This window comes from Rathayibacter sp. Leaf248 (assembly GCF_920939495.1).
Lineage (GTDB): Bacteria > Actinomycetota > Actinomycetes > Actinomycetales > Microbacteriaceae > Rathayibacter > Rathayibacter caricis.
In genome coordinates this window covers 1,250,903-1,272,445 of record NZ_CAKLAV010000001.1, presented here as the reverse complement: position 1 = coordinate 1,272,445, position 21,543 = coordinate 1,250,903, and the positions used below count along the sequence as shown (strand labels likewise).

Genomic DNA, 21,543 nt, shown 5'->3' with positions numbered 1-21,543 from the left:
CAGTCGCTCGAGGTCGTCTCGGGATATGCGGTCGAGCCGGAGACTCTTCTTGTACTCCTCGACGATCTTCTCCTCCACGACGTGGATGAGGACGGCCTTCTGCGTGCAGTCGTTCCGCTTCGCCTGACGGGCGGAACAGTAGAAGTACGGGTAGATCTCGCCCGACTTCGACCGCGTCATCTGCACGATCAGCCGGTTGTGGCAGTTCCCGCAGTACACCGTGCTCTTGAGGTAGTGGTCGTGGCGCCGCCTGCGCTCGCCGGAGCGACGCGACTGCAGCGCGTCCTGCACCTTGTCCCACGTCTCCTGATCGATCAGGGGCTCGTGCTTGCCGGCGTAAGTCGCGCCCGAGAACGAGACAAGGCCGAGGTAGTACGAGTTGGTCAGGATCTTGTGGAGGTCCGTGTCGGTGAGTGTTCGTGACGGCACCTGCGGAGTTCGTCGGGTGGTGAGTCCTCGCTGAGCGAGTTCGAGCGCGAGCTGGGACAGGCTGACGCTCGGTTCGGTGTAGCGGTGGAAGGCCCAGGTGATGAGCGGAGCGCGGTCGGGGTCTGGGCGAACGGTTCGGCTCTCGCGGCCGTCGCTGTCGATTTCGCGGACGTTCAGATACCCGAGCGGCGCTCGGCCTGGGGTCCCTCCTTTTTGCACCTTCTGCGTCATGCCCTTGGTGACCTCGTGCGCGAGGTTGCGCGAGTAGAACTCGGCGATTGAAGACATGATGCCGTGAAGGAGTGCACCCGACGGGGATTGGTCGATGCTTTCCGTAGCCGAGATCAGCGCGACGTTCACGGCGGTCAGCTGCTTCATGATCTCGACGTCGTCCTCCCGGTTGCGGGCGAGGCGGTCGACCTTGTGCACGACGACGTAGTCCACGGAGTGCTCGCGGATGTACTCGAGCATCTCCTGTAGCGCCGGACGATTCGCTGTCTTCGCGGACTCTCCGCGGTCGACGAATTCCTTCGCGACCATGGCGCCCATTGACTGGGCCTTTTTTCGGTTCGCCTCGCGTTGCGCGGGGATCGAGAAGCCTTCCTTTTCGTCACCGCGTTGCGCCTGCCGCGCAGTCGAAACGCGCAGGTACAGGACCGCTACCTTCGGCGTCAGCATCTCGCCGATCACAGAGAGTGGGTCTGGGGCGACCGGCTGAGGGCTCAGGGTAGGGCTGGCGAGAAGCGGTGAGAGTGTCATAGCGCTCTGATTAACGCTCTGAACGCGCGCAGAGTCGAGTCCTTTCTGCTCGACGGCCCGGCAAAGTTCAAAATCGTCCGCTGTCGACCCCCGAGCGCCGGGTGTTGCGGAAATTGCTACGGCTGCCCCCGTGGGCCGGCCTGTAGCTGGCGTGAAATCGTCTCTCATCTGTGGAAGACGTAGACCCGGTCAGCGTGGTGGATGACGTCGAAGATCTCGCGGAATTGGATCTCGATTGATTCGTAGTTCCAGCGCAGATCATGGGCGGCGATGCCGTGCTCCTGGCGGAGCTGGGTCAGGGCGGCGCGCCAGCCCAGTCCGTCGATGTGCTCGTCGAGAGCGGCCCGGAGGCTTGGGTACTCACCGAAGAAGCTGTCCTCAAACTCTGCGTCGAAGGTGCGCGGATCGGCATCAGGGTGGAAGACCTGCAGGAAGGCGGTCATGGCCTTTGCTCGGTCGTAGGTGTCCGTCCCCTCTCGAGGTCGTGGCTCGTGGGTTTCTGGGCGTTGCGGTTGTTCTGGTGTTGTCATGTGTCGTTCTCTTTTCTGCCCACCCGGTGAATGATTAAGATGCGGCATGCTGCTAGTTGTGGAAGGTGTACACCTTGTCTCGGTAGTAGACGATGTCGACGAAGTCGCGGAAGCGGTATTCAATGGCTGCACGGTTCCATTGCACTTCGTCGGGGGAGACGCCGTATTCCTTTTGCAGTACTTCCAGGCCGTCGTTCCAGCCGAGCAGGTCGATGTAGTCGTCGATGGCTTCGTCGAAGCTGTCGTATTCGGCGTAGAAGATGTCAGCGAACTCGGTGGCCAAGGTCGTCGAGTCGACGTTCGTGTGAGGAAGAAGTAGGAAAGCGGCGAATGGTCCGGGATGGTTGCGGGCGGCGCGGGCGATGTAGGGGTCATCTTCCCAGCCGGGTCGGTTGCGGAAGAGGTGGGCGATCTCTTCTTCTGCTTCTGAGCGGCGGTATTTCGGTCGTTGTTGCTCGTGGGGTGTTTTCTGTTCTGGTGAGGTCATGGAGATCCTCCTTTCTGTCCCCGGTGTTGGTCAGTGCGGGAAGCGTTTAGTGGTGGTGTCGGTAGATGAGGACGCGGTCGGGGTACTCGCGGACGTCGAAGACGTCGCGGTAGAGCATCTCGAGCACCGGGTCGGGTCGGCCGGGGTCGTGGTCGGGGATGAGCTCGGGGTCCCAGCCGAGCGCGTCGACGATCGCGTCGATGGCTTCTGCGAGCGTTGGGAACTCGGCAACGAATGCTGGGTCTTCGTTTCGTTCCCGGGCGCTCGGAGCGAGATCTTGGGTCGCGACAGTTTCGGGCTGGCGCAGGTGTTCGGGGTCAGTCACAGGGGTGTTCCTTTCTGCCCACTTCGGTAAGAGTGATGTGGTTCGCCGACTTGCGGCTCGCGGGGTCAGTCGCGGTAGTGCGTCTCGAGGATGGGATCAGGCCGGGCGATGATCGCCGTCGTCCGGCTCGCGCATCAGAGGTCGTACGTGAAGGCGTGGACGTACCCGTAGGCCTCGACAAGCCGCAGCTCCTGCCGGATGAGGGCTTCGCATGCGTCGTAATCCCAGCGGACCATCGACGGATCAAGCCCGAGTTCTGTGAGGAGTTTTGCGACTCGGGTGCGCCCGTTGAAGCCGTCGAGGTACTCGTCTACGAGTTCGGTCATCGAGTTGTAGCTGCCCCAGTGCGTGGCGCGGAAGTCTTCTTCGATGTCGGCGGCGTCGATGTCGGCGCCCGACAGCGCTAAGTAGGCGGCGAAGGGTTCTCCATAGACACGAAGGCACTCTCTGATCGCCTCGCTGTTCGCGGTGGAGTGGCTGTTGGTGAAGGTTTCGATGGCGAGTTCCGTGGCGGGCTTGGCGTGGCGGCCGGATGGGCGCTCCTGGTCATTGGTAGGCGTGAATCGAGATTTAGGGTTGTTGGTCATGAGAGGGCTGGCCTCCTTTCTGCCCGTCGGGCTGATGATCGATCCGGTACTCGGTGTGACCGGTGATGATGAGCTCCGCGAAGTCGTCGAGGCTGACGACGCCGAAGAGCTGGTCGTCCAGGTCGGCTTCGCTGGCGATGCGGCTGGCGAGCTGGTCGCGTCGCCTCGTTGTCGGGGTGATCCAGACGACGGCGGGGAAGACGCCGGTTCGTCGCTGTTCGAGGCCGCTGCGGCGGTAGTGCTGGTACTGGCGGCACTTGGTGACGATGCGTGCAGGATTTTCGGTGGCGAGGTCGACTTCGAGGAACCAGTGATCCTCGTACCCGTCGGGGGTGCTGGTGACGACGGCGAGGTCGGGCTTGAGGAAGATTCGCTGGCCGGCCGTGCCGAGGTAGGGGCGCCAGCATGTGGGCTCCGGGGTGATGCTCTCGATCTTGAGGTGGTGGTTGTTCTGGAGTTCGGCGAGCTGGACGCGGAGTTCTGAGATGGCGAGGGTGTGCTCGAGGAATGTCAGGGATGGGTCCTGGTCCCGTCGGTACCGCTTCTTCCGCTGCTGCGACTCCGCGTCGCCGCCTCCCACGAGGCGGGCGCCGCGGTTGGTGATGGTCCAGATGCCGGCGCTGGATCCGCGCGCTTGTCCGCCGACGGTGCGGGGGAGGACGTGCAGCAGGCCGATGCTTCCGAGTTTCTGGAGGAGCCGGTTGGTCTGGCGCGCGGCGGAGCGGTCGCTGCCGTACCGGGCGCGGGCGGCTCGGGCGAGTTGTCGGCTGGTGGCGTAGCGCTGCTCGAGCAGGAACCTGAGGACGTCCTGCTCCTGCTCGGTCGGTCTCGGCGCTGCCCCAGTCCATCTTCGTCGGCCGCTCATAGGTGCCGTCCTGGGCGACGGGCCGGTACCCACCGGAACGGTGGGTGAGTCGTAGCCACAAGGTGAGCGACAAGGGCGGAACTGCGGGCGAGTACCGGCATGTTCCGGGGAGCGATGAGTCTGCCGAGGAGTCTCTGCTCAGAGGTCAATGAGACGAGAGTCATGGGCGCTTCCTCCGTCCGACTGACTCGGTGCTCGGTTCGTGCGGGGCGGTCTCGGTCTCGTGATCGAGGTGGAGGTCGCGGCGGAGCGCGGCGTCGATCTCGCTGACAGGCCGTCCGTAGCGCTCGGCGCTCTGCTGGCGGATCTCGATCGCATCCGAAATGACGGGCGGTGGCGATTGGGTCACGGCGGAGAACCAGCCGGTCTGCTGGCCTTGCTGCCGGAGATTCGCGTAGATGTGGTGGGCGGGTAGGAGTTGGAAGTCCTCCGCGGCCAGCTCGCGGGTGGTTTTGGCGAGCGCCGCCGCGTCGGCTTGCTCGAGGCCGAAGACGATCTTGCTGCGGGCGTTCGTGTCGATCGCAGAACGCATCGCTGCCGGAAGCTGGTCTCGGTACTGGTGGGCGAGGTGCCAGGCGGCGCCGAGCGAGCGGCTCTGCGCGAGGGCATCTGCGAGATCACCCGAGGCGGGGAGGGCGAGGTAGTCCTGGACTTCGTCGATGTAGAGCGACGCGATGGTGCGCTTCTCTTGAGGGAGGGCGCTGCGGCCGAGGATGATCGGCCAGAGCGACCCCACGACGAGAGAGCCGAGGAGCCGAGCGAACTCCGGGCCGAGCAGGCCCTTGTTGAGGGCGATCAGCACGATCTTCTTCTTCGTGAACAGCTCCGAGAGGTCGAAGCGGGAATCGGACTGTCCAAGGACTGCGCGCATCCCGGGGCGGATGAGGAAGCTGCGCAGCTTGTTCATGGCGGGCCCAATCTCCATCGCCTGCTGCTGCGGAGTGAGTCCGTCGTACCGTGCCCAGAAAGCGCTGACACCGAGGGGGTCGTCGATGCGGCTGGTGATCTTGCGTCGGAACGACGAGTCGGTCAGCAGCGTCGGCAGCCAGAGCAGGTTCGCTCCCGGAGTGCGGGCGAGGGTGAGCAGGGCAGAGCCGAGGACGTCCTCGGAGCGGACACCCCAGTTATCGAAGATCCCCTTCAGCGCCGCCATGAGCGAGTCCGCGACTAGCTCGGGGCTGCGGTTCGCCCCGGTGAGGACGTTGATTCCGACGGGCCGATCGGAGAGCGGGTCGATCACGACGACGTCGCCGCGTCGGCGCTCGGGAACGCGCTCAAGGACGTCACGAACCAGGTCCGCCTTTGGATCGACGACGAGCACAGGACGACCAGCGTCCATATCGGCGACGATGAGCGACAGCAGCGCCGTGGACTTGCCGGACCCAGTCGGACCAAGCAGGACCGTGTGGAACGCCGCGTCCTGGATCGGGATCCCGACCGACTGAACGACGCCAGGAGCCGTGGTGGCAGCGAAGGTTCGTCCACCGTCCTTGAGGCCGGATGGGGCGGGCAGAAGCCGGGGGTGCTCGGCGGGAAGCCCGGGGAGCGGCCCGTCACCGAGCGGCCAGCCCAGAAGGGGCAACAGTTCCGGAACCGAAAGTGCGAGTCGGTAGCTTCCCGGCCGTCGAGCGGCGTTGACTGAAGCCGGCGCTAAACCGTCGAGGTGCAGCCGAGTTCCGGCTGCTTCGGCAACTCGGAGCGCTCCGAAGAGGGACGTGAGAAGTGACCGCCGCCTCTCAGGAGTTGCTGCAGCGGCGCCGAGGCGCATCTCGACCCGGAACCCGTGCTGGGAGGCGCGCTGCTTCAGCGAGCTGCGAACCTCGGTCGGCGCCTGCGCGCTGCCCCAGAGCAGCTCCCACCAGGCCCGCCGTGGATCCTCGACCCCTTCCGGAACAAGGTGCGGCCCACGCCGTGCACCCAGGACGATCTGCACGACGAGCTTGTCGCCGTCCCGAGTGGCCTGAGCGAGCGCCGCCAGCACAGAACGAGTAATCGCACCGATCCGCTCGGTGGTGAGACTGAGTGCGGGGTGGCGAAGCCGGATACGGCCAGCGCTGACGACGGCGATACGGGGACCGACGGGCGCGGTGAGGCGGGCGCCGGTCAGTTGCTTGACCATGGACGTGCCGACGCCAATCTGCGGCTTCTCGAGACCGATGAGCCAGCGGATCCCGGCGGCACTGGCGCGGGCTTCGAGGCGGACCGCGCCGAGCGAAGGCTCGGTCGCGATCCGCTGAAGCAGCTCCATCGCCGCATCGATCGGGAAGGGACGCTGCCAGTGCACCTCGCGCCAGATGACCGGGGGAGCGCTACGCATCCGATGCCCCGTCCGTCTGGGAGTTGTCGGTTGACTTCTCGTCAGCGGCTGGGCGCTGCTTCGACGGGTCGTGTTCCATCTGCCAGAGGACGAGCGCGATGACGGCCCGGGCAAACTTGCGGCGATCGATCGGCTGATTCCAGATCGGCTGCACACGGACCTGGCTTGAGGCCGACGTGCCCGGCTTCTGCTTACGGCCGGCCATGTCGCCCACCTTCCGCATTCGCGATGTTGTCGCCGTTGACCTGGATCACAGGTCGTTCCTGCGGATGAAGCGCACGAGCAGCCACAGGCCGAAGCCGACCGCGAGGGCGATCATCACGATCCACCACACTTCGAGCAGGAGCCGGGCTGCGATCGACACGAGCACGGCGATTCCACACAGGACGACGGCTCCACGCAGTGCGCTCGAAAGCCACGAGTCGTTCTTCTTCTCGGACATACTGCTTCCCTTTCATCACTTCGCTCCCTTCACGGGCGCGGGCTTCTGTTGCTTCGGAGTGCGGTCGGACGGAACGGGGTATCCCGGGATCGAGATATCGGAGTCGACTTCGTTTCCCCAAACGGACCAGTCCGCGTTGGACGGCGGGCGACGGCGGGCGAACAGCTCGAGGTACGGGCCGCCCGAGATGCGCTCGATGACGGCGAACTGCTCTTCGGGCTTGTGGGAGTGCGCCTGGAGCGGGGCGAACATCCAGGTCGGCTGCGACTTGTAGCGCACCGGCGCCTTGCCCTTCGTCGCGAAGAGCAGGTGCTCGGTGGCGTTACGGAGGTAGTTGCCGAGCAGGATGCGTGGCTTGATCCACGTGAGCGGGGAGCGCGGGGTGAAGCCCCAGGCGCGGATCACGTCGTAGCCGTGCTCGAGGGTCGCGTTGGTGACCCACAGCCACAAGTGGGCGTTCTCCGCCGCGAGCTCCTCGACGGGCATGGCCTTGATCCGGTCGAGGGTCATGAGGCTGTAGTGCTGGGAGGCGCCGAGGCGTCCGGTCTGCTCGATGTTCCATGGCGGGTCGGCCAGGATCGTCGAGAATTTCTGCGGTGTGTTTTCAGGCATGGGGGAGGGGTCTCCTTTCAAGAGGGGAATGTGAGGGCTGTTTCGGCGCGACAAATACCGCTTACGCTTGATCGCCGCGAACTACCCCGTATTACGAGGCATGAACCGTGATTCGTAAAGACCGAACCTTCAGCAGAATGCAAGCGACGAGAAAGCCGCATTTCAGATAGCGGGGGTGATCCAAGTGGTATCCACAGCCGTTGACGTTTTATTCACAACAGCCTGTGGAAAACGATCAGATTCGGCACTGAAGACCTCAGCGACGACGGTGCTTGGCGAGCGAGGCGAGCACAGCTCGAGCAACTGCTCCCGGCTCGTCGTCGGAGGAGATCCGAGTGACGAGCGTCTCGTCGTCGAAGTCCGAATCCGTTGGACCACCCCCGCCGAGAACGACGGCGTGGACGTCGCCCGGGAACTCCCCCATCTTTCGAAGTACCGCGCTCGGGTTGTCGTCGAAGAGCTCGAAGTCCGACAGCACCACCAACGTCGTGAGGTGGTTCGGCCGGGTCGCCGCCAGGAGCCGAGCCGCCTGAAGGGACGGACCGAGTATCGAGCTGCCACGGGCATCCAGGGGAGTCCGGAGACCGTGCTCGATGAGGCGCAGCCCGGGCCGGTTCAGCCGCACTGGTGGCACGTCGCCGAGCGTCGGGGTGTCGAAGTGCAGCACCGCGCCAAGCTCGTCCCGTCCCGCACCGGCCGCGGAGATGCTGCGGAACGCGAGCCGGCACTCCTCGTACCGGTTTGACACCGGATCAGCCCCAGCCGGGCCAATGACGGAGCCAGAGTCGTCCGAGGTCACGATCGTCAGCGTCTTCCCGCGAGCCGGCCCGCCAGGATGCGACAGCCTGACCCTCGGACCGCGAGGGGGTCGTCCAGCCCCTTTCCCGAAGGAGTGCAGCCCGGGCTTGACCAGATGCGCCTGCGCCAACTGCGACGACGCCAGCCCGATGACGCTCATGCTCGCCCCCGATCCTTCGTAGGCGACGCCGCACGTCCCACCGGAGTACTCGGCTCCGGTGAACGTCCGTGCCCGACCACCCCGGGGTTGCGGCGGAGAATCCGCGCCTTGAGCGCGGCGTAGGAGAACGTTGCCGCTTTGCCGCGCTCGGTGTGCTCAGCTCGGATCGACTCGGCGGCCTTCGTGCGCTCGGCGTGACGCATCAGCGACTGACAGTGGCTGAGGCGCTTCGTACGGCGGAGCTCCCTCTCGTAGCGCAGCTCAAATGCACCGAGCAGATCGTCGACCTCGTCCGAGTACGCCCACGCGTTGAGGAACGACCCGGCCGCGACCGCCAGAGCGAAGCCGCCGTAGATGAGCCCGGCGAGCGGCCCCTCGATGCTGGAGCGCAACCCGAAGATGCCGACGGTGATCGCTGACGCCACGCACACTGCCACACCCGCCGCGATCTTCACGAACCGTGCACCCGGATCGACTCCCGAGAACAGATGGACGAACGACTCCAGCTCGGGGGAGAGGTCTCCCGGCTCCTTCTGTCGTCGCGCGGCCAACCGGAGGTCGCGGACATCCCCGCCTACCGATCCGGCAGATACTGCAGCGAGTCCGACCGATACTGCCTGAATGACAGCCAGCTCTGGGATCTCGCCGAAGTAGATCGCAGCACCCGCGATACCCGCGACGTCCCCACCCACGAACCCGAACCAGCAGGCGACATACCAGCGGCCGGCGTGGGGCTTTCGACGTACGAACGGAGCGAGCGCCCGCCGCGCCATGGTGAGCTGATTCCGGGACTCGTCTAGGACCGAGTCGTTGCTTTCCGCCAATGCCCGCGCCTTCGCGGCCGGGTATTCCAAGCCAGCGGCACGGACTGCGTCTGCGCGGGACGCCTCACCTCCGCTCGCAGCCCACGACGGCACCTGCGCGGAGCCCAGCTCGTCGTACTCCTCCTCCACGTACGTCCGATCGATGCTCGACGGACGCGCGATCGCGGAGGCTTCATCGATACGCGGCAACGGGACACTGTCAGCGAGGGCCGACGCTTCCTCGGACTCCGCCGACGGGCTCTGTACGTCACGGAGCTTCACGAGGCACCGCCTGCGAAGTCCGTCAGCACCGTGCACGAACCAGCACCCGTGGCCTCACACGTTGCGGACCAGAAGGCCTTCAGGCCGCTGACGTGATCGGTCGAGGGCTGCTCCGAACCGGCCACCTTCCCGATGCCAAGGAACGACACCGACACCCGATCATCGAGCTGCGGCAAAGCGACGGAGGCGGCGAGCGATCCGGCGGACGCGGCGAGTAGCGACGGCTCGCCGAGATCGACTCCGACGTTCTGAATTCCATCCGTTCCGACCTGGGCGTTGTACACCTGTTCGCCTTCGGCGCCGTCTCGCTCCGTGACGTAGTCCTGGAGTGCGAAGTAGACGGCAGTCATGTCGGTCCCGTCAGCATCGAGACCAGGGAGGGCAGTGACGTAGGCAGCCTTCGCCTCCTCGAGTTTCTCGTCGACCAGACCGTCGACGCGTCGGAGCTGCCCGTTCTCTGTCGCACCTGAGGGGCGTAGGTCGCTGTCGAGGAGAACGACTGAAGTTGAAGACGACGACGAGATCACGACGACCCGTGCGTGACCGCCGCAGACTGCTGTCTGAGCGAGATGGTCACGCACAGAATCCCAACGGTGGGCAAGGAGAACCTCGTCCTGGGACGATCCGCTGCCGTCGAGCGCATCGAAGGCGTTGTAGGTCGCATCTTCGGGGCATGCCAGGGAACGCTCTTGGAGCGCGGCCAGAACGCCTCCGCTGGCGGGCGGGTGACTCGAGCAGCTCGTCAGGCTTGTTAGGGCGATCACGGCGACCGCCCTGGCTGCGGTCCGACGTATTGAGACAAAAGACATAGGTATCCCTTCGGAGATGTCACGCGAGTGTGAGGTTCAGCGAGCGCTGCCGTCAGCTGAAGCCGAGGAGGTCGGCTGCGGTCGATTGGCCACGCCCCGTTCCTCCGTCTCGCATGTGGGGACGGAGGCGGCGTTTCCCAGGTCGTCCGGGTTGAGATCCCGGGTCCGCGACCTGACGAAGATCACGCTAAATGCCTTCTGATCAGGCGCAAACCATAAGCGTGATAACAGCGATACCGTGATCAGGTGGCGGAGCAAGAGCGATACCCGGACAACCAGATGCCGTTCGCGCCTCCGATCCCCGCCCGCTGGCAGGAGTTCGCTGACCGCCGTGAGGCCATGCTGCTCGAGTACGGCTACAACACCGCTCGCGCCTATTGGGCTGATCTTCAGGACTGGTTCGAGTGGGCGGTGGCGCGCGACAAGGACGTCCTTGCGCTCAGCGAGCGCGAGAAAGCACAGTACGTTGCTCTGCTCCGGCGCCGAAAGTACAGCGAGAACACGATCAGGCGGAGGTTGATCTCGCTTCGTCTCCTCGTCACCGCAGCCACGGGCAACGCGACATCACCGGGCGAGAACCAGTAGCCCACGCGCCCTGAAATACACGACCGGCCCCTCATATACGTCCAAAATACAAGAGGAATGCTCACGATACGTCCAGATGCGGCAGCGCGCATCTGCATCAAGCGATCGAAACGGACGCGGCAAACCGGTCGCCGGGTGATCGCGACCTCAGCACCGAAGGCGGCGCCATGTCGGTTGAAACGAGAGGTCTCAGAGTCTGGTGGAAACGGAAATACTCCGGCAGTGTTAGCTCACCCTGGTTCATGCACGTGCCGCCTGGTGAACCTGGCATCGACAGTAGGCGCAATCAAATAGGTCATTGCAATATTTCAAACAATTGTTACGATGGAGGTAAGATATGAAAGCTGCAATCGTCACTGGAGCAACATCGGGACTTGGCCTTGAGCTGCGCAAACGGCTGAGCGCAACACAGTTCCGCGTAATCGGAGTCTCACGCGGTAACCATGCAACTGAAGCGACCGATATTCTCGGATCTGCTGATATTGACTCTACGGTCGAGGCGGCCTTCGAAGCATTACCGCCCGACGCTGATTTCTCCCTTCTGGTGAACTCCGCAGGTTTTGGTAAGTTCGGCACTCCCGGTTCATACGCCAACTCTGATATTGACGGGGTAATCGGAAGTAATCTCATTGCCGCAATCAAATTCAGCGAGGCCGCTATTGCTCGTTGGAAATCATCTGGGTCTCGAGGGACGATCGTAAATATACTTTCTACCGCAGCGTTCACCCCGCGTGGAACAGAAGCCGTTTACTGCGCAGCGAAGGCTGGGCTCAAGATGTACGTGGATGCAGCGAGATTGGAACTAAAAGGCTCCGGTATTCGCGTCCTCAACGTGTATCCGGGGGGCATGAAGACCGCCTTTTGGGATGAGGCGGGTGCAGACACGAAGACCTTCATGGACGCTGGTGAAGTCGCAGACCGGATTCTTCAAGCCTGTGAAGATGGTCAGTCGCTCGATGTCACAGACATCACGATCAACCGGCGAGCCTAACGGTCATGCTCGACGGACTCGCTGCGGCGGCCGATCAAGGTTCGTTAGTGGCCTTCGTGGGTGCTGGGGTTTCTCGGACTTGGACGGATCCAAGTACTAACCGAGTTAGTCAAGGAATACCAGGGGGGCAGGAGGTCGTCCAATTACTTCGCGAGACAAGACCGTGGATTGAAGAATCGTGGTCATTCGACGAGGCAATGTTCGCTTTGAGGGTACAGGAGGGGCGGGCGGCTCTAGAGCAGTTTCTTCTTAATCTCATGGATCGGCCGACAATCAACCCTCTGCCGGCGCACAACCTTCTCGCCTCTTTGGGAATTCGATCATTCGTCACGTCCAACTACGACCGGCTACTCGAGCGCGCGGTAGAAGACACCGGAGCCCGAACAGTTGCGGTAATTGCTGATGTGGACGTTGCCCGGGTGACCCCGAGAGATGTCCCAGTGATCAAGTATCACGGTTGCCTAACGCGGCCACAGACTATAATTGCGGCGAAGGATGAGTATATTCCTATTGCGGAATCTAAGCCCGTTGTAAGCGCATTGCTGTCAACTTTGCTTGCGAACAAAACACTGCTGTTCGTAGGCTTTGCCCTGAACGATCCGGACTTTATTTCAGCGTACGACTCCTTGCAAAGGTCTCTTGGCGACTACATGCCTCGAAGTTTCATAATTGCACGCAGCGTAACCCCCTTTCAGAACCTATATTGGAAAGAACGTAAGCTAACCATCATCGAGGGTGACCTCACAGAACAGCTGAGACAGCTTGTTCATCTTCGAAGCCAACGAGACTTGACGCCAATGCAGTCGCTGACCGACTGGAGCTCCAATGCCTTCTTCGAAAGTCTGCACTCGATCCGAAATAAGCCGTCGGAAACGCAGGTCACCGATGCTTATCTTGAACATTTGAATGAACTTGTTGCCAAGGGGGTTCTTGATATCCACGACGTCGTACAGAGTGCCGAAGCGGCTCGAAAGCTCCTCCTCGAAACCCGTCCGAATTTCCTGGCGTTTCAATCGATTAGTGGCAAGGCGCTGAGTCTGCTCGAGGCCGCAAACGCGGCGGGGAATGGTCTGGCTGATGAGCTGCGCGATTTCATGCTTGCGAGGACTCAAATATCGAACGATATTGCGCGGCACGGCTCGCTCCTTCCGAGTGGCTCGATCCTTGCCACATATTCACAAAGTCGACGTGTTCAGCAAGTTCTACAGGCAGTGCCAGTGTCGATACAACAAACTAGTAAACTGTTTATCGGAGAGTGCCGTCCGAAAAGTCCAGTTGAGTTTCAGGACGCGTTGGAGGTTTCGAAGGCGTTGTCGGACACTAAATATCAGATGACTTTAGTGCCGGATGTTGCTTTACTTCACCTGCTCACGCGCCACCAAATCTCGCATCTCTTGCTTGGCGCTCATGCGGTTTACGTCGAGGCGGGACAACCGACCTGGTTCGTGAATACCGCGGGAAGTGCAGCGCTGTGTCGTACAGCGGTCGAAAACAATGTGAAGGTTTTCGTTATCGCCGAGAATGTGAAGCTGGAGCATCTTGATGCAGGTCATGCTCCCGCCGTTTCGTATGCTGAGGAAGAGCAACTTTTTCGTGGACTCGAGTCTGAGTTCGGAATGCTGCGGGCGCGTGGAGTTTCGATTTCAGCGGTGAACATCGGCTACGACCTGATCCCGCTCGGCCAAGGTATGACCATTCTTACGGAAGATCAAGTATGGACTTTGTAAGGGAGCCGAGTCGCTCGACACTTGCTTCGTTCCGAGACGGGCTATGGAAGGATCGACGGAAAATTGAGTTGACGCTCGTCAATGGCACGGTTGGCTTGCGGAAGTCTGCAATGTCGAGTGACGAAGTTGATCTTGAAAGGCGAGTGCTTGCGAGATTGTCATCAGACGAGCGGTGCAACGTGCCTGAAGTTCTCGACTCTTCTCCCGACTTTCTCTGTCTCGAGTATGTTAAGGGCTCGAGGTTGTTCAATGTGTTGGTCGAGCTCGATCGGCTGGATCATCCCTCAATTCCTCAGGTTGCGCTTGCCCGGAAGCTGCTCATGCGCCGGGCCGAGGAAGATCAGCGTGTTATACAAAACCATCTTTACTCGATGCGTGATGAGCTTGCGCAAAGGCCATATCCTGTTGCTCAGAAATCGTCTGAGTTATATCTTTTGCTTGGTGAAGTCTTGGGAGTTTCATTTTCTCGAGATCTTCTTGCAGACGAACTTGCGCGGTTTCAGGAGGAATGGCAATCATTGTGTTGCGTTCCGTTTCGGGATGCAACCACGAAGAATATGTTGGTGGCGGCTCCCGAACTCTGGCTAGGTGCTTTCGATGGAGAAGAGTCTCGATCTCAGTACATCGAGCAGTCGTTCCGGGCTAGTGCCCCCGATCTCCCGGCGTGGGTGCATAGTCCGATTGTCAATTTCGACTTCGGCTCCTGCACTGACTTATCGACGCCAGAGGATGATCCAATAAGTCTTCTATGTCATCAGCGTACCTGGGATGGCGAGCGAGCGACGCCTCAAGAGCTTCTTTGGCTTGACTCAATCCAAGCAGACGCTCGTCGGACTGCACTCTCATTCGTAGTACGCTACGGACGATTTGGTGGCAGGAAGGCAGCGTATCGCCTGTTGAACTCGACTGCTGCAATGGTTCGTTTCCGACATGACGATGCACGCTTTTATTTTGATCGGATCCGGTCGATTGTTGAAGCGCTAGATTCGTCCGTGACGGCCGATTACCCTTACCTCTTCGCGCTCATAGATGCCATCGGTGCTGAATTAGCTGTCACGCATCCGCTTGTTGACCATTTCCGCGAGTACTCCCGCGGAGACGCCCGAACCTATTACGTGGACATCTTTCCTTTCTAAGTGTCTTCTCAAGCTTCTTGCTGTTCCGGGTGAAACACTCCGCAAGTTAACGGGACGAGATCGGCGATCTCGTCGTACCCTGATCGAACGTCACGCACATCAAGGAGCTTCAACGTCGGCTGTCGGGGGCTAGTGTGCCCCAACATTCTCGGCAAAAGTCTATTTTCTCGTTGCTCGATTACTCCATCAGCGACCCAGAAGTGGACTGTTGAGGTAGCGCATGTTCCAATGTGAATCGCAGGTTGAGGTTGTCGTCCGAAAACTAGCTGAATTCGAGGTCCGAACTTGTTGTATGCGCGCCTAGATTCTAAAGAATCCAGCGCATCGCACATAATGGCAGATCGAAAGATTGCTCGCTTCATTGATTCAACGTTTCGAGAACCATCGGGTCGATAGTTTCGACCAGCGCTCGAAATTTTCGCAAGCTGTGGTTCGGAAAGGCTGTCTGACCAATCCTTCTTCAACACCTCGTATTTCCGAAGTATTTCGCCTCGCGGGTCGACCACTCCTGCTTCGGCTGCGATGTCTACCACCGATATTTGGTTTTGCTCGTCCGAGTAGTGGGCGGTCAGCCTGTGCATAGCTGCTATGTACGTCTGCTGCCAGCCGGGGTCAAGATTACTCACAAGATCCATGACGCCTGAAACGTAAGTGAGCTCTGCGCGCACACCGAACGGATATGAGCGGCTTACCTCACGGATGTAATTTCGTAGATGGTCAAGAAAGAATACTTCGGCCCAGTTGGGAAGTGGGGACGAGCTGATTCGCCAGCTTTTATAGCCACCAAAGGGGACGGAAAAAATCAGAGGGCTTTTAGACTCCCATGCATTTTCAATCTTTGTGTTGGTGTCGGTGGCCGAGTATGCGCTTTGAGCTGAACGACGCCATCGTTTCGCGGTCACAACGGCGAGCGTTCGGTTTGGGTTGTCCGCGCCTGGCTCGATCGACGTCGAGTCACCTGCAGCAAGCATGCCGTGGAGCCTTTCGACCAGGCTCTGTCTGTCGATATCCAATGTCAAACCTTCCCAGCCGGAGTTTCGTGAACGTATCTCGTGTCGGAACTTGCTGTTATCGCGGATGCGGCGTGCTCTGGGTGAGAACGGGCGTGCTCTGCGCACAGTCTCCACCGTTTTGTAGAGAATGTCGAGTGTGGGTGCACGTACGGGGCCAGTCTGGCTGGGGCGATTAAGCTGGCCGGCTATAGTCTCTGAGGTTGTTATAGCCGTTGGAGTTTTTGCTAAATGGCTTCTCAAAGTTGAGATAATGGCTTATGATGGATGATAATAATGCATATCAATCTTCTGGCAATGGTTTATAAATTAAAGGTCGTTATCGCGGGCGTTCTGCTCGCCAGCGTGGGCGTTTGCTTGATGGCCTTTTCTAGTTGGCTCGATTCAGATACGATTGCGCCAACTATTATTGTTGTGGTCTTGGAGGGCGTTGCGGATGCCGTCTTTGTCACTGGGCTTATCGGGCTCGCGATCGACTTCTGGACGCAGCGCGACAAAGACGCTCGCGACGATGCTCGGGTTCGTCGCCTCTTGGCCGACTCGGCTCCCGACTTCACCGACGCCGTTGTCCGTGGCTTCGCCTCCACTCCCGAGGATCTCGGCCGGGTAGCCACCCCTGCGCTCCTGGATGACCTCGCCACGAACGCGCTCGGCCTCCGCCTTGGTGACCCAGCGTTCGCTCGTGAGATCTACGCCGATCTCCGCGACACCGTCGTCCGCGCTCCCGAGCGCTGGCGTGATGTGGATGTACGCATCAGGCTCTCCTCCATAGAGGAGGGGAACACCACCGAAGTTCCGCGATTCGCCGTAACCGTCACCTGGGAGTACTCGGTAGTCCCGAGCAGCCCTGCTCAGCGCTTCGCCTGCACCTCGGACCGGGATGAGTTCCACGAGCTCGTCTCTGACATCCCCTCGACCTCCACCTGGTTCATGACCCCGCGCCCTGGCTTTGACGCCAGCAGCCGGGACGCCTTCGAGTTGCTGCAGTTCAGTGTCGATGGCGAGGACAAGAAGATCCGCCGTAGCGCTCGCAAGACCGGCCAGACTTACTCCGTCGGGATCGGAGACGACGTCGTCCGAGACTGCCGCATGGTCCGCATCCGCCACGTCTACCGCACGATCACGCCGCGCAGCGGCCACCGCCTCTACGTCGCGATTGCCCAGCCGACCAAGGGTCTCTCGCTCACCATGGACTACACCGACACGGACATTGCGCACATGAGCGTCACAGACCTGGTATCGGCCGCCCAGCGTCCGCACATCTCTCGGCTCCCCGAGCAGACCGCAGCCCGAGAGATCTCGTTGGATGTCCCGGGCTGGCTGCTTCCGCAGGCGGAGGTCACTTTCGTGTGGACCCTCGCCAGCGAAGTGTCTTCAGCAGACGCTGGAAGCGCATCCGCCGCCAGAGCCGCGTAGTCGGGTTCATCGCCCCAACGAAGTCGCCACCGCTCATTTCATCACCCCGCCTCGCGTCTCGAGGCCTGCCCGTCTGGCCCGCCGTGGTCGTGATGCTACTCATAAGTATGTAGACCTTCAAGTAGCACCACACGAGGCTCGAAGTCGTGGAAGGTGAGCTGCAGAAGGTCTTCGGACGCAACCTTCGCCGCCACCGCGAATCCCTTGGTCTCAGCCAGGAAGCGTTCGCTGACAAGCTCGGTGTCCACCGCACCTACATGGGCGGCGTCGAGCGGGGGGAGCGCAACCTCACCCTCCGCTCCGTCGAGAAGATGGCCGGTTCGATCGGACGAGACCCGATCGAGATGCTCTCCGCCCCACGGGATCAACCAGCAGCGTAATCACGCCTGCCGGCCGCGTGGGGGAGTCCGCGCGGTGGTGCTCGCCGAAGCGGATTCTTACATAATTGGAGCGCGCGGGACAATGCGTTTGCAAGTCTGCGGTATTGACGAAATGTCTCCTGCGACTTAGAAGTAAGGGCAGTATGCAGCATTCGAAGTCACCCCAATCCTGCGCGGACGAGTTCCGCCCTCTTCGGGACTCGAATGTCAGCCCGGATCTTCTGGTGTTGCTGAGCCGCCGCGTACACGCTCCTGGGGAGATTGTTTCGCTTGTTCTCGATGCGGTCAAAGAGACAGCAGACGGGTACGAGACCGCACTCGCGGAAGGTCGGCTCGCCGTCGAAGAGCTCGTTGCGAGTGTCGTCGGCCTGAGGCTGCGACTCATGCAGGAGGGTCTGACGCATCTTGAGTTCATCGAGACCTGCCGAATCTACATGCGCGCCGGCCGTCATGCCGGAATGTTTGGCGTGTACCTCGACTACTGGATCTTAGCCGACGGCCCGTCGCTCTAGTCTTGTCTGCGCGCGTACCGAGAGCACCACCGGTCCTACTTTGTCTAACGCTTGGTTTGCAAGACGCCGAGATCGGCAAGGACCCAGACGGCCTGTTCTCTGTCCCGCTGGGCGAGGGCGATGCTCATGACGCTCGCGTCGCTCTTCCAGTCTTCCTCGTTCTCGCCCATAGTCCGGCTGCGCCGCCGGACGGAGAGCTCGACCGATGGGCCGTAGTGGACGTGGTCGTCTGGGTGGTCTGTCGGGTGGTGCTCGCGCTCGCACCAATCCGGGCAGGCCCCCTGGAGCTGGGTCTCAACGGATGCATCGGTCATGGATCTCTACCCCTCGCCACCTTGGTGTGTGTCCGCGAATCTAGGACAAGTGGCCGGTCGGGCGCGCGTCGGCGCGGGACGCGTTGTGGATAACGTCGGTGGTGGCAGCGGCCCGCTCAACAGCGTGGGTTGCGTCCGGGAGCGATACTGGGCGCGTGGTCGACACGAAGCTGACGAAGTCTGCCGGGGAGCACTGGGTATGCTCGATGCTGAGCCGATTGGGCTGGGCGGTTGCCCTGACTCGCGACGGGCTGGAGCGAACGGACATCCTCGCCGTGCAGACCACGGGTGAGCGACGCGTCGTCGAGATCCAGGTCAAGACCGCGAACAACACCGGGCCGAACACGAGTTGGCCAATCACCACGAAGTCGAGATCGATCGCCCTGACAGACCGCGAGTGGTTCGTCTTCGTGTGGCTGCCGGCCGAGCGTCTCGCGGCGCCGCGCGCCTTTGTCGTTCCTCGAGAGGTCGTCTCAGCGGCGGCCTGGATTCAGCACCAGGCGTGGCTCACGGACCCTTTGGTTCCGACAGGCAAGCGCAACGCTCCGATCGACAGGGCTCGAGTATCGATGCCGACATGGGCTGGCTACGAGGACCGCTGGGACCTTCTCGAGGCACCTACCGATCACGCACCCGTTCTCCTTCCTCCCGTCATGCGCGCACAGTCGCTGCTCGACCGTGTGGGCCTCCCTCCCGGGCATCCGTGGGAGGTCGACCTGCCGGACTGGTGAGCAAGGCCACGCGTCACTGCTGAGCCGGTCGCGATGCTCGCTCGATTCGCTGGACGAACTGGGCAGCGGCCATTTGTATCCGGGCCCGCGATTGGCGCACACTGGGGGAGTGGCAATGAAAGTGACCCTTGTGGACGACCTGGACGGTCTGCTCGCCCCAGACGGCTCGACCGTGCGGTTTTCAATTGGCGACGACCTCTATGAAATCGACTTGTCTCCAAAGAACCGACAGAAGCTTCGGGCGGCGCTGCGCCCCTATATCGACGCGTCACGGCGAGCTCGTTACACGTCGATCGGTCTTCCTCGCGTGGAACGGAAGCGGCTGAAGATCTGAGCGCACGTCCAGAAGCCTCTTGACGGCGGTCCGTAGACGATCCGGAAGCCACGACAGCGGCAGGGCACGCGAGGACTTGCAGGCATGACGGGTGTAGGAAAGGCCGCGCGACCCAGGGCCTATCCGAGCAAGAAGATGCAGAGCAGGATTCCGTCAACTTGAATTCGCGTGCATAAAGCCCGTAGTGTTCAAACCGCCGATACATTGTCCTGTTGGAGGAACTCATGGCCCAGAAAGTCACATTCGTCGATGACCTCGACGGCACCCCGCTCGACGAAGATGGCGGAACTGTTCGCTTCTCGTTCGACGGAGTCAACTACGAAATCGACCTGTCCACGAAGAACGCGGAGAAGTTCGAGAAGGCCCTTGCTCCCTACATCGAGGGCGGCCGCAAGGTTCGAGGCGGCGCAGCTTCTCCGGCAGGTTCGTCTTCGCCGGCGAAGAAGAGCGACCCCCAGCGCCTCAAGGCCATCCGCGAGTGGGCGAACGCCAATGGGCACGAGGTCTCGAGTCGCGGACGGATTCCCCAGGAAGTAGTGGACGCGTACGACGCAGCGAACTAGTTCAGGTGTAGAAGAGGGTGGGGCCAGTGAGGCTTCACCCTCTTCTTGCGTCCATGGGGCTGATCACCGAGCGCTCGTCGCGCATCTGGAGACGGTGGTGCCGCCAGGTGGCGCGTGTTCAATCCCCCCCAGAAGGGAGTCACTTCCGAGAATCTGGTTGACGGAGCGCGAGAGGTGCGCTTGCCTGCGCTTAAGGCGTTGCACCTGTGCATCGTCACGATGGGCCCTCCTAAACAAAGACAACCACCCGTTTCGACACCGCAGATTACCGAAGCTGCAACGTCACCGAGCGCGGCTTCAACTTCCTCAGATAATGGCGCGCCCTCGAAATCCGCTCGACAAACTCGCCATCATCCGCTGAACCAGCCCAGTGTATGGCACGGCCCAACTCGCCACGGGCGAGAGTGGCTGGGGCGTTCGCGCCCAGGAACCGGTCACTGGGCCGCTAGCACGTTAAGAGTGCGTTGACGGGGTCCCGTCGGGAGACTACCCTTCATAGATTTCGCGCAGATGCTCATGGTCCCATCTCTCACGGCCCAGACTCGTGCTCCTCGACACCGCGATGTGAGGCCCGCCGGGATTCGAATCGTTGCAACAAGCCGAGATCATCGCGGCCAAAAGACCCCGTCGGCCTCTAGGAGAGCGTGGGCGCGTGACTGCGGCAACTCCACGGACCTCTCCCAGATCGTCCTAGAGCTCGACGTGTGGGCATCGACCGTTTGCGCTGTCCTCGTGCGATGCAACTGAGACTCGTGATCGCTTCCAAGTGGCTCGTCCCCCATCGCGACCGTCCGTCAACCCGACTAGACCAGATCCTGATTGACGCGGGACACCGCTCGCGCGCGGATCGGTCGAATCTCGCCGTGCGCTGCATCAGGGCGATGATCCCTGGCTTGAACGAGGGCAGGATCGGGTAGATGCTGGTTCGGTTGGGGCCTGTCCGCCCGTGTTCGATGCGAGGTTGTCAACGCATAGAACTCCGTCCAACGCACCTCTGACGGACCAAGAACCTGCGCGGCGTTGCGATGAAGACCGCCAGAACGGCCGTGTGCCGCGAAGTGTGCGCGATCCGGGCGCCCGTGTGGCGCGACCGAAGCGGAGCCCTGTTAACGTGGTCTTATGACACTCACTGACATCTGGTCGTCTTCGTACCTACTTTTGATGATCTTCCTACTCGCGCTGTTCACGGTGCTCGTTGTAGTGACGATCATGGTCGGACTCGCGGCTCGAGCGAGCCTTCGCGCCCATAGAGATCTCACGTTGCTCAAGACCGCACTTCTTACCTCCGGTGAGGAAGGTGAAGGTTCGCGCCCGTCCAGCTGACTGGTGTGGTCCATGTCTTGAGGGCGGCTGCTCCTCACGTAGGTGATGAGAGACCGTTTGTCCCCGGGGCACCTGAGCTGTACTGGCGCGGCATGCCGATCGTCGGCATCAGGCGACAGCCGACTTGATCATTGAGTCATGCTGTCGTATTTGCCGCAGATTGGCTCCGGTTTAGGGCGAGCCCTCGATACGGGCGCGGAGTCGTCTTGAACCGCCACTTCGACATCTACGCAGGCCGACCTCCCTCGAGTGCCGCCGGGCGGCAACGTCGCAACTAGTGCGCATCGACGTCCGCCCGGGCAGCGTGCGTACCCCG

At 61.6% G+C, this 21,543-nt stretch carries 25 protein-coding genes and 1 pseudogene; 11 read left to right on the top strand and 15 right to left on the bottom strand.

The features are described from left to right. Window positions 1-111: 111 nt before the first annotated feature. The 13 genes and pseudogenes from LRG51_RS19635 to LRG51_RS06145 all read right to left on the bottom strand — a co-directional run. Window positions 112-1,107, bottom strand: a pseudogene (locus LRG51_RS19635) (recombinase family protein); the annotation flags it as partial. A 245-nt stretch (window positions 1,108-1,352) separates the two neighbouring features. Next, window positions 1,353-1,631 (bottom strand): hypothetical protein, encoded by a 279-nt coding sequence (locus LRG51_RS06200; protein WP_230671750.1) that lies wholly within the window; start codon window positions 1,629-1,631, stop codon window positions 1,353-1,355. Between the two features lie 139 nt (window positions 1,632-1,770). Next, window positions 1,771-2,205: a hypothetical protein gene (locus LRG51_RS06195; protein ID WP_230671748.1), complete on the bottom strand. Its 435-nt coding sequence runs from the start codon at window positions 2,203-2,205 to the stop codon at window positions 1,771-1,773. 46 nt (window positions 2,206-2,251) lie between these two features. Then, window positions 2,252-2,530, bottom strand: coding sequence for a hypothetical protein (locus LRG51_RS06190; RefSeq protein ID WP_230671745.1), 279 nt, complete (start codon window positions 2,528-2,530; stop codon window positions 2,252-2,254). Window positions 2,531-2,664: 134 nt separating this feature from the next. Next, window positions 2,665-3,117, bottom strand: a complete 453-nt coding sequence (locus LRG51_RS06185; RefSeq protein ID WP_230671743.1) for a hypothetical protein — start codon at window positions 3,115-3,117, stop codon at window positions 2,665-2,667. Next, window positions 3,101-3,982: a replication-relaxation family protein gene (locus tag LRG51_RS06180; protein WP_230671741.1), complete on the bottom strand. Its 882-nt coding sequence runs from the start codon at window positions 3,980-3,982 to the stop codon at window positions 3,101-3,103. Before LRG51_RS06180 ends, LRG51_RS06185 begins: the two co-directional genes overlap by 17 nt. A 160-nt stretch (window positions 3,983-4,142) precedes the next feature. Then, window positions 4,143-6,299, bottom strand: coding sequence for a type IV secretory system conjugative DNA transfer family protein (locus LRG51_RS06175; RefSeq protein WP_230671739.1), 2,157 nt, complete (start codon window positions 6,297-6,299; stop codon window positions 4,143-4,145). Further along, the gene (locus LRG51_RS06170) at window positions 6,292-6,504 is read right to left on the bottom strand and encodes a hypothetical protein (protein WP_230671737.1); all 213 of its coding nucleotides are present in this window, start codon (window positions 6,502-6,504) and stop codon (window positions 6,292-6,294) included. Before LRG51_RS06170 ends, LRG51_RS06175 begins: the two co-directional genes overlap by 8 nt. A gap of 45 nt (window positions 6,505-6,549) precedes the next feature. Continuing rightward, entirely contained in the window at window positions 6,550-6,741 is a 192-nt protein-coding gene (locus LRG51_RS06165) for a hypothetical protein (protein ID WP_230671735.1), read from the bottom strand. A gap of 15 nt (window positions 6,742-6,756) precedes the next feature. Next, on the bottom strand, window positions 6,757-7,353 hold the full coding sequence (locus LRG51_RS06160; protein ID WP_230671733.1) for an MT-A70 family methyltransferase: 597 nt from the start codon (window positions 7,351-7,353) through the stop codon (window positions 6,757-6,759). A gap of 256 nt (window positions 7,354-7,609) precedes the next feature. Beyond that, window positions 7,610-8,152: a hypothetical protein gene (locus LRG51_RS06155; RefSeq protein WP_230671732.1), complete on the bottom strand. Its 543-nt coding sequence runs from the start codon at window positions 8,150-8,152 to the stop codon at window positions 7,610-7,612. Between the two features lie 155 nt (window positions 8,153-8,307). Further along, window positions 8,308-9,396 (bottom strand): hypothetical protein, encoded by a 1,089-nt coding sequence (locus tag LRG51_RS06150; RefSeq protein ID WP_230671730.1) that lies wholly within the window; start codon window positions 9,394-9,396, stop codon window positions 8,308-8,310. After that, complete coding sequence (locus tag LRG51_RS06145; RefSeq protein WP_230671729.1) at window positions 9,393-10,205, bottom strand: hypothetical protein; 813 nt, start codon at window positions 10,203-10,205, stop codon at window positions 9,393-9,395. Before LRG51_RS06145 ends, LRG51_RS06150 begins: the two co-directional genes overlap by 4 nt. 246 nt (window positions 10,206-10,451) lie before the next feature. On the opposite strand from LRG51_RS06145, the gene LRG51_RS06140 reads away from it, so the two are divergent. The 4 genes from LRG51_RS06140 to LRG51_RS06125 all read left to right on the top strand — a co-directional run bounded on the left by LRG51_RS06140 (window position 10,452) and on the right by LRG51_RS06125 (window position 14,644). Next, window positions 10,452-10,790, top strand: coding sequence for a site-specific integrase (locus tag LRG51_RS06140; RefSeq protein ID WP_230671728.1), 339 nt, complete (start codon window positions 10,452-10,454; stop codon window positions 10,788-10,790). A 337-nt stretch (window positions 10,791-11,127) separates the two neighbouring features. Next, a complete protein-coding gene (locus LRG51_RS06135) occupies window positions 11,128-11,781 on the top strand; it encodes an SDR family NAD(P)-dependent oxidoreductase (RefSeq protein ID WP_230671727.1) in 654 nt (217 codons plus the stop codon). Between the two features lie 5 nt (window positions 11,782-11,786). Beyond that, on the top strand, window positions 11,787-13,508 hold the full coding sequence (locus tag LRG51_RS06130; RefSeq protein WP_230671726.1) for an SIR2 family NAD-dependent protein deacylase: 1,722 nt from the start codon (window positions 11,787-11,789) through the stop codon (window positions 13,506-13,508). A gap of 179 nt (window positions 13,509-13,687) precedes the next feature. Further along, entirely contained in the window at window positions 13,688-14,644 is a 957-nt protein-coding gene (locus tag LRG51_RS06125) for a hypothetical protein (RefSeq protein ID WP_230671725.1), read from the top strand. 8 nt (window positions 14,645-14,652) lie between these two features. Here LRG51_RS06125 and LRG51_RS06120 read toward each other — a convergent pair whose 3' ends face one another. Continuing rightward, window positions 14,653-15,657: a hypothetical protein gene (locus tag LRG51_RS06120; protein WP_230671724.1), complete on the bottom strand. Its 1,005-nt coding sequence runs from the start codon at window positions 15,655-15,657 to the stop codon at window positions 14,653-14,655. Window positions 15,658-15,930: 273 nt separating this feature from the next. On the opposite strand from LRG51_RS06120, the gene LRG51_RS06115 reads away from it, so the two are divergent. The 3 genes from LRG51_RS06115 to LRG51_RS06105 all read left to right on the top strand — a co-directional run bounded on the left by LRG51_RS06115 (window position 15,931) and on the right by LRG51_RS06105 (window position 17,962). Beyond that, a complete protein-coding gene (locus LRG51_RS06115; protein ID WP_230671723.1) occupies window positions 15,931-17,070 on the top strand; it encodes a hypothetical protein in 1,140 nt (379 codons plus the stop codon). Window positions 17,071-17,216: 146 nt separating this feature from the next. Next, the gene (locus LRG51_RS06110) at window positions 17,217-17,450 is read left to right on the top strand and encodes a helix-turn-helix domain-containing protein (RefSeq protein WP_230671721.1); all 234 of its coding nucleotides are present in this window, start codon (window positions 17,217-17,219) and stop codon (window positions 17,448-17,450) included. 143 nt (window positions 17,451-17,593) lie between these two features. Next, window positions 17,594-17,962, top strand: coding sequence for a hypothetical protein (locus LRG51_RS06105; protein WP_230671719.1), 369 nt, complete (start codon window positions 17,594-17,596; stop codon window positions 17,960-17,962). 44 nt (window positions 17,963-18,006) lie between these two features. Here the strand turns inward: LRG51_RS06105 and LRG51_RS06100 are convergent, their stop codons facing one another. After that, complete coding sequence (locus LRG51_RS06100; RefSeq protein ID WP_230671718.1) at window positions 18,007-18,276, bottom strand: DUF6907 domain-containing protein; 270 nt, start codon at window positions 18,274-18,276, stop codon at window positions 18,007-18,009. Between the two features lie 155 nt (window positions 18,277-18,431). Here LRG51_RS06100 and LRG51_RS06095 point away from each other — a divergent pair, with 155 nt between their 5' ends. The 4 genes from LRG51_RS06095 (at window position 18,432) to LRG51_RS06080 (ending at window position 21,227) form a co-directional block, all read left to right on the top strand. Then, complete coding sequence (locus LRG51_RS06095) at window positions 18,432-19,007, top strand: hypothetical protein (protein WP_230671716.1); 576 nt, start codon at window positions 18,432-18,434, stop codon at window positions 19,005-19,007. Window positions 19,008-19,122: 115 nt separating this feature from the next. Further along, the gene (locus LRG51_RS06090; RefSeq protein ID WP_230673094.1) at window positions 19,123-19,341 is read left to right on the top strand and encodes an Lsr2 dimerization domain-containing protein; all 219 of its coding nucleotides are present in this window, start codon (window positions 19,123-19,125) and stop codon (window positions 19,339-19,341) included. Between the two features lie 224 nt (window positions 19,342-19,565). Then, on the top strand, window positions 19,566-19,904 hold the full coding sequence (locus tag LRG51_RS06085; RefSeq protein ID WP_230671714.1) for a histone-like nucleoid-structuring protein Lsr2: 339 nt from the start codon (window positions 19,566-19,568) through the stop codon (window positions 19,902-19,904). A 1,119-nt stretch (window positions 19,905-21,023) separates the two neighbouring features. Then, on the top strand, window positions 21,024-21,227 hold the full coding sequence (locus LRG51_RS06080) for a hypothetical protein (protein ID WP_230671712.1): 204 nt from the start codon (window positions 21,024-21,026) through the stop codon (window positions 21,225-21,227). Window positions 21,228-21,543: the final 316 nt, after the last annotated feature.

Coding starts and splice junctions, on each gene's coding strand:
- LRG51_RS06105 (WP_230671719.1), top strand. CDS start 17,594: ATGCAGCATTCGAAGTCACCCCAATCCTGCGCGGACGAGTTCCGCCCT.
- LRG51_RS06145 (WP_230671729.1), bottom strand. CDS start 10,205: ATGTCTTTTGTCTCAATACGTCGGACCGCAGCCAGGGCGGTCGCCGTG.
- LRG51_RS06135 (WP_230671727.1), top strand. CDS start 11,128: ATGAAAGCTGCAATCGTCACTGGAGCAACATCGGGACTTGGCCTTGAG.
- LRG51_RS06080 (WP_230671712.1), top strand. CDS start 21,024: ATGACACTCACTGACATCTGGTCGTCTTCGTACCTACTTTTGATGATC.
- LRG51_RS06090 (WP_230673094.1), top strand. CDS start 19,123: ATGAAAGTGACCCTTGTGGACGACCTGGACGGTCTGCTCGCCCCAGAC.
- LRG51_RS06100 (WP_230671718.1), bottom strand. CDS start 18,276: ATGACCGATGCATCCGTTGAGACCCAGCTCCAGGGGGCCTGCCCGGAT.
- LRG51_RS06195 (WP_230671748.1), bottom strand. CDS start 2,205: ATGACCTCACCAGAACAGAAAACACCCCACGAGCAACAACGACCGAAA.
- LRG51_RS06160 (WP_230671733.1), bottom strand. CDS start 7,353: ATGCCTGAAAACACACCGCAGAAATTCTCGACGATCCTGGCCGACCCG.
- LRG51_RS06165 (WP_230671735.1), bottom strand. CDS start 6,741: ATGTCCGAGAAGAAGAACGACTCGTGGCTTTCGAGCGCACTGCGTGGA.
- LRG51_RS06180 (WP_230671741.1), bottom strand. CDS start 3,982: ATGAGCGGCCGACGAAGATGGACTGGGGCAGCGCCGAGACCGACCGAG.
- LRG51_RS06085 (WP_230671714.1), top strand. CDS start 19,566: ATGGCCCAGAAAGTCACATTCGTCGATGACCTCGACGGCACCCCGCTC.
- LRG51_RS06200 (WP_230671750.1), bottom strand. CDS start 1,631: ATGACCGCCTTCCTGCAGGTCTTCCACCCTGATGCCGATCCGCGCACC.
- LRG51_RS06185 (WP_230671743.1), bottom strand. CDS start 3,117: ATGACCAACAACCCTAAATCTCGATTCACGCCTACCAATGACCAGGAG.
- LRG51_RS06175 (WP_230671739.1), bottom strand. CDS start 6,299: ATGCGTAGCGCTCCCCCGGTCATCTGGCGCGAGGTGCACTGGCAGCGT.
- LRG51_RS06115 (WP_230671723.1), top strand. CDS start 15,931: ATGCATATCAATCTTCTGGCAATGGTTTATAAATTAAAGGTCGTTATC.
- LRG51_RS06170 (WP_230671737.1), bottom strand. CDS start 6,504: ATGGCCGGCCGTAAGCAGAAGCCGGGCACGTCGGCCTCAAGCCAGGTC.
- LRG51_RS06130 (WP_230671726.1), top strand. CDS start 11,787: ATGCTCGACGGACTCGCTGCGGCGGCCGATCAAGGTTCGTTAGTGGCC.